This window comes from Sphingomonas oligophenolica (genome assembly GCF_006438955.1).
GTDB classification, from domain to species: domain Bacteria; phylum Pseudomonadota; class Alphaproteobacteria; order Sphingomonadales; family Sphingomonadaceae; genus Sphingomonas; species Sphingomonas oligophenolica_A.
In genome coordinates this window covers 55177-68530 of record NZ_RCZK01000006.1, presented here as the reverse complement: position 1 = coordinate 68530, position 13354 = coordinate 55177, and the positions used below count along the sequence as shown (strand labels likewise).

12 protein-coding genes are annotated in these 13354 nt (G+C 65.7%); 7 read left to right on the top strand and 5 right to left on the bottom strand.

All coding sequences use genetic code 11. The features are described from left to right. The first annotated feature begins 70 nt into the window (after window positions 1-70). Entirely contained in the window at window positions 71-1819 is a 1749-nt protein-coding gene (locus tag EAH84_RS09060) for a DUF885 domain-containing protein (RefSeq protein ID WP_140870925.1), read from the top strand. A 157-nt stretch (window positions 1820-1976) separates the two neighbouring features. On the opposite strand, the gene EAH84_RS09055 is transcribed toward EAH84_RS09060, so the two are convergent. Continuing rightward, complete coding sequence (locus EAH84_RS09055) at window positions 1977-3371, bottom strand: MFS transporter (RefSeq protein WP_140870922.1); 1395 nt, start codon at window positions 3369-3371, stop codon at window positions 1977-1979. A 165-nt stretch (window positions 3372-3536) separates the two neighbouring features. On the opposite strand from EAH84_RS09055, the gene EAH84_RS09050 reads away from it, so the two are divergent. Further along, window positions 3537-5651 (top strand): prolyl oligopeptidase family serine peptidase, encoded by a 2115-nt coding sequence (locus tag EAH84_RS09050; RefSeq protein ID WP_140870919.1) that lies wholly within the window; start codon window positions 3537-3539, stop codon window positions 5649-5651. 55 nt (window positions 5652-5706) lie between these two features. Then, window positions 5707-6036: a hypothetical protein gene (locus EAH84_RS09045; protein ID WP_241656523.1), complete on the top strand. Its 330-nt coding sequence runs from the start codon at window positions 5707-5709 to the stop codon at window positions 6034-6036. A 48-nt stretch (window positions 6037-6084) separates the two neighbouring features. Here EAH84_RS09045 and EAH84_RS09040 read toward each other — a convergent pair whose 3' ends face one another. Further along, window positions 6085-6663, bottom strand: coding sequence for a glycine zipper 2TM domain-containing protein (locus tag EAH84_RS09040; protein ID WP_140870917.1), 579 nt, complete (start codon window positions 6661-6663; stop codon window positions 6085-6087). Window positions 6664-6801: 138 nt separating this feature from the next. Here EAH84_RS09040 and EAH84_RS09035 point away from each other — a divergent pair, with 138 nt between their 5' ends. Continuing rightward, window positions 6802-7221 (top strand): DoxX family protein, encoded by a 420-nt coding sequence (locus tag EAH84_RS09035; RefSeq protein WP_140870915.1) that lies wholly within the window; start codon window positions 6802-6804, stop codon window positions 7219-7221. Between the two features lie 48 nt (window positions 7222-7269). Here EAH84_RS09035 and EAH84_RS09030 read toward each other — a convergent pair whose 3' ends face one another. Next, complete coding sequence (locus EAH84_RS09030) at window positions 7270-7671, bottom strand: hypothetical protein (RefSeq protein ID WP_140870912.1); 402 nt, start codon at window positions 7669-7671, stop codon at window positions 7270-7272. A gap of 116 nt (window positions 7672-7787) precedes the next feature. On the opposite strand from EAH84_RS09030, the gene EAH84_RS09025 reads away from it, so the two are divergent. Next, window positions 7788-8075 (top strand): type II toxin-antitoxin system RelE/ParE family toxin, encoded by a 288-nt coding sequence (locus EAH84_RS09025; RefSeq protein ID WP_140870909.1) that lies wholly within the window; start codon window positions 7788-7790, stop codon window positions 8073-8075. Further along, entirely contained in the window at window positions 8075-8371 is a 297-nt protein-coding gene (locus EAH84_RS09020; protein WP_140870907.1) for a HigA family addiction module antitoxin, read from the top strand. Before EAH84_RS09025 ends, EAH84_RS09020 begins: the two co-directional genes overlap by 1 nt. A 1-nt stretch (window position 8372) precedes the next feature. Here the strand turns inward: EAH84_RS09020 and EAH84_RS16615 are convergent, their stop codons facing one another. Continuing rightward, entirely contained in the window at window positions 8373-8831 is a 459-nt protein-coding gene (locus EAH84_RS16615) for a DUF6680 family protein (protein ID WP_425326454.1), read from the bottom strand. 501 nt (window positions 8832-9332) lie between these two features. Then, a complete protein-coding gene (locus EAH84_RS09015; protein WP_140870904.1) occupies window positions 9333-11606 on the bottom strand; it encodes an ATP-dependent helicase in 2274 nt (757 codons plus the stop codon). Window positions 11607-11695: 89 nt separating this feature from the next. Between EAH84_RS09015 and EAH84_RS09010 the strand changes: the two genes are divergently transcribed. Beyond that, a complete protein-coding gene (locus tag EAH84_RS09010; RefSeq protein WP_140870901.1) occupies window positions 11696-13333 on the top strand; it encodes an inorganic phosphate transporter in 1638 nt (545 codons plus the stop codon). The last annotated feature ends 21 nt before the right edge of the window (window positions 13334-13354 follow it).

Below are 13354 nucleotides of genomic sequence, written 5' to 3'. Positions count from 1 at the left end.
GGCGTGGACGGGGTGGCGCATTGGTCGCGGCACTGCCAGCATGGCGACGACAACGAATCGGGAGCGACGAATGCGATTGAAGGGTGCGGTATCGGCGATAGCGCTGGCGGCGATGGCGGGAACGCTCGGCGCGTGTTCGGTCAACGTGGCGGGCAACGAGCAGGTGGCGGCGACGCCTACGCCCGCGCCGCAGGATGGCTGGGTGCAGTTCCGCGACGGCTTCATCGAGGGGTGGTTCAAGCTCGATCCGGCCAACGCGGTGTACCAGGGGCGGCATGATTTCGACGGGCAGTTGCCCGATTGGAGCGCGGCGGGACTGAAGCGCGAGTCCGAATTCCTCCATCAGGCGATCGATCGCGCGGGCAGGTTCGGCGACAGCCTGAACCCGAAGGAGACGTTCGAGCGCGATTATCTGGTCAAGGTCGCGCAGGGCAAATTGTTCTGGCTCGAGGATGCCGACCAGCCGCATACCAATCCCGCCTATTATGTCGGCGGCGGGCTCGATCCCAACGTCTATATCGCGCGGCCCTATGCCGATGCGCCGACGCGGATGAAGGCGGTGATCGCGTTCATGACGCTGATCCCGACCGCGGCGAAGAATATCCGCGCGAACCTGAAAACGCCGATGCCGCTGAGCTTCGTCAATTACGGGGTCGCGGGGTTCAACGGGTTTGCGGATTATTATGCGGGCGATGCCAAGGCCGCGTTCGCCGGCGTGAAGGATGCCAAGTTGCAGGCGCAGCTCGATACCGCGGCGCAGCAGGCAAGCGATGCGATGCGGAGTCTCGGCACCTGGCTCGATGGCCAACGCAAGACCGCGACGCAGGGTTATGCGCTGGGGGCGGACCGATTTTCGCGGATGCTGGCGGCGACCGAGGCGGTCGGCATCCCGCTCGACGAGCTTGAAAAGGTCGGGCAGGCCGACCTCAAGCGCAACCAGGACGCGCTGGTCGCGGCGTGCGCGCAATTCGCCAAGGGCATGACGATCCCGGCGTGCATCGCGAAGATGAACGCAAACAAGGCGCCCGATGGCCCGGTCGCCGAGGCGCGGCGGCAGATCCCCGAACTGAGGCAATTTGTGGTCGACAAGGATCTCGTTACGATCCCCGGCACCGAAGAGGCCAAGGTGGAGGAGAGCCCGCCCTACAACCGGCAGAACAGCGCATATATCGACCCCCCCGGGCCGTTCGATAAGGGCATCCCGTCGGTCTATTACATCTCGCCGCCCGATCCCGCCTGGGACCAGGCGACGCGGAACGCGTTCGTGCCAGGCAAGAAGGATTTGCTGTTCACCTCGGTCCACGAGGTGATGCCGGGGCATTTCGTCCAGTTCCTCCATGCCAACCGCTCGCCATACAAGATCGGGCGGCTGTTCGTCGGCTACGCGTTCGCCGAAGGCTGGGCGCATTACGCCGAGGAGATGATGTGGGATGCGGGGCTCGATAACGGCGATCCCGAAACGCATATCGGCCAGCTGAGCAACGCGCTGCTGCGCGATTGCCGGTTCCTGTCCGCGATCGGGCTGCACGCGCGCGGCATGACCCAGGAACAGTCGCGGCAGATGTTCGTCACACAATGCTATCAGGACGAGGGCAATGCTCGCCAGCAGGCAGCGCGCGGGACGTATGACCCGGCCTATCTGAACTACACGATGGGCAAGCTGATGATCAAGAAGCTGCGCGAGGACTGGACCGCGGCGCACGCGGGTCAGGCACCAATCAAGGCTTTCCACGACGAGTTCCTGAGCTATGGCGGACCGCCGATCCCGCTGGTGCGCCAGATGATGCTGAAGGAGCCGACCGCGCAGGCGATGTTCTGACGCGCCGGAGCCGTTTATTTTTGGCGAGATCACCCAAGTCCGTTCGGGCTGAGCCTGTCGAAGCCCTGCTATCCGCACGTAGGCCTTCCCCCTGGGAAGCGCCCTTCGACAGGCTCAGGGCGAACGGAAGGATCGTTCGACCTCGGTGAACACGACCCTATCGCGTCTGGCGCAGCGTCGGGATGTCGTCGCGGGTTTCCGCTTGGCTGGGGTTGCGGATCGAGGGGCGCAGGCGGGCGAGGCTGCAAACACCCGCGATGAGCGCGAGACCCGCTGCGACCATCGGCGGCACGTTGCCCGCGCCGACCCCGAGCGCGAGTAGCGCCGCGACGAGCGTTGCGCCGGTGGTCTGGCCGACGAGGCGGACAGTGCTGACCAGCCCGCCCGCGGCGGCGGCGCGTTCGCGCGGCGCGCTGCCGATGATCAGGCGCGCGTTGGGGGGGAGGAAGATGCCGAACCCCGATCCGCACAGCGCCATCCGCCACGCGATCTGGAAATAGCTGGGGTCGGCGGGCATCGTCGCGAGCAGCGTCAGCGCGGTGATCGAGATCGCCATCCCGACGCCGCCGAGCACCCCCGCCGGGATCCGATCCGACAGCCAGCCCGCGAGCGGCGCGACGACCATGTTGGTGAGCGGCCACGGCGCGATCGCGGCCCCGATCTCCGCCGCGGTAAAGCCCAGATCGTGAAGCCGGAACGGAGTCGAGATCAGGAGCGTCATCGATGCGGTGAAGGCGGCGAACGCGCCGATGACCGACAGCGCCAGCACCGGCTGCGCGAGCAGGTCGATCGGGAGGATCGGCTTGGCCTCGCCGCGTTCGCGCTGGACGAACTTGGTCGCGACGAAGAGGCCCAGCCCGACGATCGCGGCGGAGATCACGGGGCTGTTGCCGTGGACCGCGCTTTCCAGGCCGCCGATGATGAGCCCGAACATCGCCGCGCACATCACCGCGCCGACGACATCGAAGGGTTCGTCGCGCGGGGCCGGGTTGGGGAGCGCGAAGCCCAGCGCGAGCGACATCAGCGCGAAGGGAATCGCGCTGGCGAACACCCACGGCCATGGCGCGATCGCGAGCACGAGCCCGCCGAGCGTCGGGGCGGCGGCGGCGGCACTGGTGACGACGACCGAGTTGATCCCGAGCCCCCGTCCCAATTGCTTCGAGGGGTATATCTGGCGGAGCAGCGCGGACGACAGGCTGAGTGCCGCCGCCGCACCGATCGCCTGCGCCGCGCGGACGATCAGGAGGAAGGGCAGACTCTTGGCGAAGAAGCACAGCAGCGTGGCGATGGTGAAGACGAGCTGCCCCAATTGATACATCCGCTTGAGCCCGATCCGTTCGCCGAGCGCGGCGAAGGGGAGCATCAGCATCACCAGCGTCAGTTGGTAGATGGTGACGATCGAGACGACCGCGCTCGACCCGACATGGAGGTCGCGCGCGATCGTGGGCAGCGCGACGTTGGCGACACCGCCGTCGATGATGATGAGCGCAGTGCCAAAGCTGATCGCGCCGATCGCGTAGAAGCGCCGAGGGAGGGGGAGGCCGTCCTGCATAAACCCAATTCTAATCGTCACCCCGGACTTGTTCCGGGGTCCATGGTGCCGCACACTCACCATCGGTTGCTCATGCGAGCCGATGCCCCCCGGAACAAGGGTGCCCATCAAAGTAATTACTTTGATGGGAGCCCAAGTCCGGGGTGACGGAAAAGGGGGTATTAAATGCGGAAACTGATGCTTGCGGTGACGGCGGGGATGCTTGCGGGGACGTCGGCCTTCGCGCAGACGGCAGCGATGACCAAGCCCGTCGATGCGACCGATCCCTATATCTGGCTCGAGGACAAGGATGGCGCGAAGGCGCTGGCCTGGGTCGAGGCGGAGAATGCCCAGACGCTGCCGCGGCTCCAGAACGATCCGCGCTACGACACCTTCTATCAGGAGGCGCTCGCGATCGCGTCGGCGAAAGACCGGATCCCGATGCCCGACCAAAGGTTCGGGCGGGTCTATAATTTCTGGCGCGATGCGGATCATCCGCACGGCATCTGGCGCTGGACCAGCGAGACGGACTACGCGTCGGCGACGCCGCACTGGACCACTGCGCTCGACATGGATGCGCTGGGCAAGGCCGAGGGCAGGCAGTGGGTGTTCAAGGGTGCGACGTGCCTGCACCCCGAGGATCGACAGTGCCTGGTCGCGCTCTCCGAAGGCGGCGAGGATGCGGTGACGTATCGCGAGTTCGACCTCGGCACCGGCCGATTCGTTGCGGGCGGATTCCTGCTCCCCAAATCGAAGCAGAATGCAGCGTGGATCGACCAGGACACGCTGCTCGTCGCGCGCGACTGGGGCGGGGGGACGACGACGCAGTCGGGCTATGCGTTCGTGATGAAACAGGTGACGCGTGGGCAGCCGCTCGACCAGGCAACCGAAGTGTATCGCGGCGAGGCAAGCGACCAGGGCGGCACCGCGGCGAGCGTGCTGACCGACGCCAAGGGCCATCGGCTGGTCGTGATTCAGCGCCGCAAAACCTTCTTCGGCGCGGACAAATTGGTGTGGACGCCCACGGGCGTGACCAAGCTCGACTTGCCCGACCGCACCTTCCCGAGCGCGATCGTCGATGGCCAGGTGATCTTTTCGACGAGCGATCCGTGGGGCGCAATCCCGACCGGCGCGATCGCGTCGGCGCCGCTCGCCGAGGTCGAGCGCGGGGTGTTGAAGCCGACGCTGATCTTCGCGCCCAACGCGCGCCAGTCGGTCGAGAGCGCGGCGGACACGCGCGACCGGCTGATCGTGACGATCACCGACAACGTCCGTGGTCGCGCGATGGTGTTCGACCACGGCGCAAATGGGTGGACCAGCCGGCCGCTGGCGTTGCCCGACAATGCCAGCATCGGGGTCGCGAGCACCGACGATCGGTCCGATCACGCGTACATGACCGTCACCGGGTTCCTGACCCCGACGTCGCTGTTGTCGCTCGATGCCGCGAGTGCGGCAGAACCCCGGACGATCAAGACCTTGCCCGCGAAATTCGATGCGTCCAACCTTGTGGTCGAGCAGTTCGAGGCGACCTCGACCGACGGCACCAAGGTGCCGTATTTCATCGTCCACAAGAAGGGCATCACGCTCGATGGGACGACGCCGACGATCATGACCGCCTATGGCGGGTTCGAGGTGTCGATGACGCCGGGCTATTCGGCGATCACCGGCAAGCTGTGGCTCGAACGCGGCGGCAGCTATGTCCTTGCCAATATCCGCGGTGGCGGCGAGTTCGGGCCGGCGTGGCACGATGCGGGGCGCAAGACCAAGCGGCAGGTGATCTACGACGATTTCGCCAGCGTCGCGAAGGACCTGTTCGCCCGCAAGCTGACCAGTCCCGCCAAGCTGGGCATCTATGGCGGATCGAACGGCGGGTTGCTGATGGGGGTGGAGTTCAACCAACATCCCGATCTGTGGAAGGCGGTGACGATCCAGGTGCCGCTGCTCGACATGATCCGCTACGAACAGATCGCGGCGGGGGCGTCGTGGGTCGACGAATATGGATCGGTGAGCGTGCCCGCGGAGAAAGCGTTCCTCGAGACGATTTCGCCGTACCAGAATCTGAAGAAGGGGGTGGCGTATCCCGAGCCCTATATCTGGACGACGACCAAGGACGACCGGGTCGGGCCGCAGCACGCGCGCAAGTTCGCGGCGCGGATGAAGGAATATGGGCTGCCGTATCTGTTCTACGAAGACACCGCGGGCGGCCATTCGGGCGATGCGGACATCGAGCAGGGCGCGCGGCTGCAGGCGTTGCAGATGACCTATTTCGCGCAGAAGCTGGTGGGGCCTGCCGCAAAATGACCGCGCCGGGCGGGTTCGGTGTTGCGGCGCAGCATGGAGAGGCTACATAGGCGGTATGGCCGATACCCTAACCATGACCACCGCGAGCGTGACGCCGATCATCCTGGAGGCGATCGTGCGCAAGGTAGCGATCGCGGCGACGTATAACCGCGTCGAGATGACGCTGGCGCCGCACATACTCTACACCAAGCACGGCGATCTCCACATCGATGCGGTCACGCTCGCGCGCGACGGGCGCCCGCCCAAGGAGATCAAGCTCGGCACGTTCAAGGTGGCGGGGCTGAGCGCGATCCGGCTGACCCCGCGCACGTTTTCGGTCAACGGGCTGTTCAAGCCCGGTGATGCCAAATATGCCGACGAGACGGTGATGGCGGTCGAACGTTGATCGCGTGGGCGAGGCCGCGCGGCCCCGCCCGTCATCATCCATCATCGATCAGCGGCAGCGGACCTGGCTGTTGTTCTGATCGACCGCACGCCCCGCCAAGCCGCCGACCGCCGCGCCGAGCAACGTGCCGACCGCGCGCGAATGGCCGCCGTCGATGATGTTGCCGAGGACGCCGCCGCCCGCCGCGCCGATGATCAGCCCGGTGGTGCCATCCGAGCGCTTGCAATAATATTGGCCGTTCGAGCCCGCATAGACGCGCTCGTTCGCGCTCAGCGTGCGCTCCTGATAATTGGTGCCGGGGCGATAGTAGCGCGACGGGTCGTAATTGCCCTCGTCGCGGTCGTCGCCGTAGCTGCTGCCGTTATTGTAGACGTCGGGGGCTTCGCGCCGCCCATTGTCGTTATACGGATCGCGATACGCGGGATCGCGATAGGTGGCACCGTTGTCGCGCGTCGCCTGATAGCGGTCGACCTCCTGCTTGTAGATTTGATATTCGCGATCGAACCGCGCCTGCGCCTGGGCGAAGCGCGCGTCCTGTTGCGCGGACTGGGCAAAGGCGGGACCGGCAAAACCGGTGCCGACCGTCGATACCGCGAGCGTCGCGGCGAGCAGATGGGTGAGTTTCATGGCGTCGATCCTCTCGGTGGCCCGGCAATCGGGCCGTGTGAGGGCGATACGAGCGTGAAACGATATCGTTCCTGAACGGCGGGCTGGCGTCGCGCCGCCCACGCGCGCAGGGTGGTGCGGATGAGGGAGCGCGGATCGATGGATAGGCATGACGAAGGTCGCGGGCGGACCATCGCGCGGTGGTTGCTGATCGCCTTCTACGGGGTCGCGGGGGTCGCGCATCTCGTCACCACCGCGGCGATGGTGCGGATCGTCCCCGCCTGGGTGCCCAACCCGCAGCTGGTCGTGATCCTGACCGGTCTGTGCGAGCTGGCGGGCGCGGTGGCGCTGATGACGGTGCGGTTCCGCCGCGCCGCGGGCTGGGCGCTCGCGGCCTATGCGGTGGGCGTGTACCCCGCCAACATCCAGCACGCGATCATCGACCTGGGGCATGGCACCGGGCTGGGGCTGGGGTATCACCTGCCGCGGTTGCTGTTGCAGCCGGTGATCGTGTGGTGGGCGCTGTGGGCGAGCGGAATCGTCGACTGGCCCTTCGCGCGGAAACCCGCGCAAAGGTAACGAAGGTAAGGGGACGTCACGTGCGAAAGTGCGACGAACCGAGTGGCATCACCGCGCGTCGTCCTCGATTGCGCTCCCGTAGACATCGGGTTTGAAGCGGCGGAGCGCGGCGATGAGCAGGCGGTCGTCGTAGACGCGGCGTTCGCCGGCCTGGAGCCCGCGGTAGAACACCGGCACCGCGACGCCCTTGACCGCGCGATCCACTGCCAGCGTCGTGGCGCGGAAACACCCGGCGGCAACCGCCTCGTCCCAGGCGGCGGCGAAGCTCTCGGCACCCGCGCGGGAGCGTAGCGCATAGGCGGACTTGGCCGATTTGCCGACCTGCGCCGCGGCGGCAGAGACGAAACCGAGCTGCGCGAGTGCCGCGATGAAGCCGCGCTGGCGCTCCGGGGTCCAGCCGTCGTGGCGGTTGGTGCGGCTGGGGACAGGGGTGAAGGGGATCTGGGTCATGGCGGCGATGTGGGGTGCGGAGAGCGGGCGTTCTCCAACAATCCGGTGATGATAAGAGCCGTGTCGCGTGTAAATCGACGCTTGACACTTTGAAGATCCATGACTAGCTAAGTTCTGTGGAGATCGAGAGCATTCGTCACAAAGCGCTGCGATCCTTTGCCGAGGCGGGCAGGGCGAAAGGCTTGCCGGGCAATCTGATCGACCGGCTGCGCAACATGCTGGCGTATCTCGTGGCGATCGACGCCGCCGACGAATTGAAGGTGCCGCCGAACTTCGGGGCGCATGTGCTCACCGGCGATCGTGCGGGAAGCTGGTCGCTGACGGTGACGAAAAACTGGCGGATGACGTTTCGCGTGACCGGCGCGGGCGCGATCGAGGATTTGGACCTGGAGGATTATCACTGATGGCGATCACGCTTCATCCCAGTTTCGCGGTCCACCCCGGCCCATGGCTGCGCGCCGAACTCGTTGAGCCGCATGGGCTGAACGTCACCGAGGCAGCGGCGAAACTGCGCGTCACGCGACAGGCGATGAGCAATCTGCTCGGCGGGCGTGCGGGGCTGTCGGCGGAGATGGCGATCCGGTTCGAAAAGGCGTTCGGCGTGCGCGCCGAGACGCTGATGCGGATGCAGGCGGCGCATGACCTGGCGGTGGCGCGTGAGCGGGAGGGGGCGATTAAGGTGGAGCGGGTGGCGGCTTGAGCTAGGCGGATGGGGGTGGCTTTGGCGGCCACTTGTCTTGGCCCGTCTCAATACCTTCGCCAGAAGCAGGTGAGGTCGATGCTGTTAACCTAGCAAGAGCAGCACTTCGCTCAAGGCGGCGGACATTTCGATCTTCTGCCAGTGCAGTAGGAAAGTAAACGCGGCCAAAATCGTCTTGCCGCAGCTTGGGGGTCAGCCCAAGGTCTGAAGCCATCTCTCTCAGCAGTCTACGTAGTCGTTCGTCTACGACATGGTTCAAGAGTGGTGCCGTATTGAGAGCTTGGTAAAGTTCTGCCCAAGCTTCTCGCACAGAAAGCGAGTCGCTATACGCTAGATCGATCAAGTTTAGCGCTCGAACAGAATCCTCGGCGGATATTTCTGCGCGTTCTTGCATGATCGCGGCGAATACGTTCAGCTTTATACGTCGGGCTTCCTGCGCGTCGGCGGACTGCTGCCTCAGCGCTTCACCATTTTAGCCGCAGCGAGTGGCCCACGCCAGGTTGCCACCGCCGCCGCTATCGCTGCGACCGCACTCAACGACGCTGCAATGACCGATGGATCTACCCATGCACTCACCTTAGCCCGTCCAGTCCAGTCAATCGCTCTAGACGAACATTTACGTCTCCGAGCGGCGTAGAAAGAGGAAAGAAATCTCCTTTGGCCATCTCGCTCGTGAGGCGAACAGCGACTTCATATTTGAAACCAGCCGATCCGGTCGAGACGCCCTGAATTACAGTGCCATTGGGCGGAACCGTGACAGAAATTATTCCAGAAAGTACATGGTCTGTGTCTACAGAGTATTCGCCAGCAAATCGCACCCCAAGGGGGTCCGCTCCTACAAACCGTCCACTGTCAAAAATAAACATGGCAAAGCCCTGTCCATCTGCGCCAGTCATATAGGCTGCGTAAATTCCATCCCAGAACACCTGTACTGCCCCCGTATATCTGTAACAGGCTCACTCTAACTCACCGTCACAAACGAATCCATCACCCGCTTGCGCCCCGCCGCCTCGAAGTCGATCTCGAGCTTGTTGCCTTCGATTTCCGCAATCTCGCCGTAGCCGAATTTCTGGTGGAAGATGCGCATCCCGACCGACAGATCGTCGCGGCCCTTGTTGCCGAGGCTGACCGCGCTGGCGCGGCTTTCGACGATGCGGGCGGGTTTGGTGGTGAAGCTGCTCGTCGCGCCCGCGGCGCGTTGCCAGCCGGGGCCGCGACCAGTGCCGCGCGCCACGTCGGCGAAGGGGTCGGCGCGTTCGGACCAGTTGGCTTGCCACAGGCTGGCGCCGCCCGACATCGTCGTCTCGCTGTCGATGTGCGCGTCGGGGAGTTCGCCGACGAAGCGTGACGGAATGCTGCTGGTCCACTGGCCATAGATGCGGCGATTGGCGGCGTGGATGATGACCGCCTGTCGGCGCGCGCGGGTGATCGCGACATAGGCGAGGCGGCGTTCCTCCTCGAGGCTGCGGGTGCCGCCTTCGTCGAGCGCGCGTTGCGAGGGGAACAGGCCTTCCTCCCACCCGACGAGGAAGACGGTGTCGAATTCGAGGCCCTTGGCGGCGTGGATCGTCATGATCGTGACCTTGGGGTCGTCGCGCGCGCCCTCGTTGTCCATGACGAGGCTGACGTGTTCGAGGAACGCGCCGAGCGTGTCATATTCCTCCATCGCGCGGACGAGTTCGCTGAGGTTTTCGAGGCGACCTGCGGCGTCAGCGGATTTTTCGGCCTGGTACATCGCGGTGTAGCCGCTCTCGTCGAGCAGCTGGCGGGCGAGTTCGGCGTGGGGCATGTCGCGCGCCATGTCGCGCCAGCGCGCGATGTCGCCGACGAGGTTGCCGAGCGCGCGGCGGGCCTGGGGGGTGAGCTCGTCGGTGTCGAGGATGCGCGCGGCGGCGGTCATCAGGGGGACGCCTTCGGCGCGGGCGAGTTGGTGAACCTTGGCGACCGCCTTGTCGCCCAAGCCCCGCTTGGGGACGTTGACGATGCGTTCGAAGGCGAGGTCGTCGGCGGGCTGGTTGACGACGCGCAGGTAGGCGAGCGCGTCGCGGATTTCGGCGCGTTCGTAGAAGCGGAAGCCGCCGACGATCTTGTAGGGCATCCCGATCGCGATGAAGCGATCCTCGAACTCGCGGGTCTGGTGCTGGGCGCGGACGAGGATCGCGACGTCGTCCAAAGACTTGCCGTTGCGCCGCGTGGTTTCGATTTCGTCGCCGACGCGGCGCGCTTCCTCGGGCCCGTCCCAGACGCCGACGACCTTGACCTTTTCGCCGTCGCTGAGCGCGGTCCATAATTCCTTGCCGAGGCGACCGCCGTTGTTGGCGATGACGCCGCTGGCGGCGGCGAGGATGTGCGGGGTGCTGCGATAATTCTGTTCGAGGCGGACGATTGTGGCGCCGGGGAAATCCTTTTCGAACTTCAGGATGTTTTCGACCTGCGCGCCGCGCCAGCTGTAGATCGACTGGTCGTCGTCGCCGACGCAGCACAGGTTGCGGTGCTGCTGCGCGAGGAGGCGGAGCCAGAGATACTGGACCGAATTGGTGTCCTGATATTCGTCGACCATGATGTAGCGAAAGCGCTGCTGATAATGTTCGAGCACATCCCGGTGGGTCTTCAGGATCACGAGCATGTGGAGCAGCAGGTCGCCGAAGTCGCAGGCGTTGAGCGCCCTGAGGCGGGTTTGATACGCGGCATAGAGCTCGCCGCCGCGCCCGTTGGCATAGCGTTCGCTTTCGCCCGCATCGATGTCGGCGGGGACGAGCCCACGGTTCTTCCAGTCGTCGATCAGCCCCGCGGCTTGCCTCGCCGGCCAGCGTTTCTCGTCGAGGTCGGCGGCCTGGATGAGCTGTTTGATCAGGCGGAGCTGGTCGTCGGTGTCGAGGATCGTGAAGTTCGATTGCAGCCCGACGAGCTCGGCGTGACGGCGCAGCATCTTGGCGCCGATCGCGTGGAAGGTGCCGAGCCAGGGCATCCCCTCGACGACATCGCCGACGAGCTTGCCGACGCGCAGGCGCATCTCGCGCGCGGCCTTGTTGGTGAAGGTGACGCTGAGGATTTCGGAGGGATACGCCTTGCGGGTCCACAGCAGGTGCGCGAGCCGCGCGGTGAGCGCCGCGGTCTTGCCCGTGCCCGCGCCCGCGAGGACGAGGACGGGGCCATCGGTGGTCAGCACCGCCTCGCGCTGGGGCGGGTTGAGCCCGGCGAGGTAGGGCGGGTCTTGCAGGTTGGTGTCGGTCACCGGTGAACAGGTAGGGAACGCGAGTGCGGGGGGCAAGCGCGCGGCCCGCTGTCACGAAACCGTCACGTAAATCCGCGAGAGCGATGCGCATGGCATCCACAGCTTTGACAGGCAGCGAATCGCTATCGCCTGCGCGTGGCCCTCGGCTCGATGGCGCGGTGCATCCCGCGGGGCGATGGGCGTTTCTGGCGCTGATGATCGGCGGGCTCGGCTATGCCGGAATCAGCATCGCGAGCGACACCGCGATGGTCGGCGAACAGATGGCGACGGGGGTGTTCCTGTTCCTCGGGCTGGCGCTGGTGATCGCGCTGGGGTTCGAATTCGTCAACGGCTTCCACGACACCGCCAACGCGGTCGCGACCGTGATCTACACCAATTCGATGTCGCCGGTGGTCGCGGTGGTGTGGTCGGGGGTGTGGAATTTCGCGGGCGTGATGTTCTCGAGCGGCGCGGTCGCCTATTCGATCATCACGTTGTTGCCGGTCGACCTGATCCTGCACATCGGCAGCGCTGCCGGGTTCGCGATGATCTTCGCGTTGCTGATCGCGGCGGTGCTGTGGAATCTCGCGACCTGGTATGTCGGGATTCCCAATTCGTCGAGCCACGCGCTGATCGGGTCGATCCTGGGGGTGGGACTCGCCAACCAGCTGATCAACGGCGCCAGCGGCACCGCGGGGGTCGAATGGGGCCAGGCGGAGAAGGTGCTGAGCGGGCTGCTGATGGCACCCGTACTCGGTTTCATCGGCGCGCTGCTGCTGCTGTACACGATGAAGAAGCTGATCCGCGATCCCAAGCTGTACCGCGAGCCCGCCACCGACGCGCCGCCGCCCAAGGGCATCCGTGCGCTGCTGATCTTCACCTGCACCGCGGTGAGCTTCGCGCATGGCGGCAACGACGGGCAGAAGGGGATGGGGCTGATCATGCTGATCTTGATCGGCTGCGCACCCACCGCCTATGCGCTCAACCGCACCGTCCCCGACAGCGCGACCCCCGCCTTTGTCCAGACCGCGAACGCCGCGGTCTCCGCCTTCGCGGCGCACGGGACGGCGCCTGCGAATCTCGCCGCGGCACGGACGACCGTGACCCGCGCGCTCCAGACCAAGCGGGTCGCGACCCCAGCCGTATTCGGCGGGCTGGCGGCGATTTCGAACGACCTCGGCCAGCGAATCGGTGGTTATGGCGCGCTGAGCAAGGTGCCCGCGGCGGCGACCCCCAACCTGCGCAACGACATGTATCTGGTGCTCGACACGACCAAGCTGATGCTGGCGAACGACACCGCGAAGGCGACCTTGACCGCGCCCGAGACCGCGGCGTTGAAGGCGTATTCCGGACAGCTGCAACAGGGTACGCGATTCATCCCGCTGTGGGTCAAGATCACGGTCGCGCTGGCGATGGGGCTCGGCACGATGGTGGGGTGGAAGCGGATCGTCGTCACCGTCGGTGAACGGATCGGGAAGACCCACCTGACCTATGGCATGGGCGCATCGGCCGAATTGACCGCGGCGGCGATGATCCTGATCGCCGAACGGCTGGGCTTGCCGGTATCGACCACGCAGATCCTGACCTCGGGCGTCGCGGGCGCGGCGGTCGCCAACGGCGCGGGGCTCCAGCGCCGCACCATGTTCCACATGGCGCTGGCGTGGCTGCTGACGCTTCCCGCCGCGATGCTGTTGTCGGGCGGGTTGTACTGGGTGCTGCTGGCCGTGGTTCGCGCCGCGGGGATTTGACGCCGCCGTATTGGGCGCGGC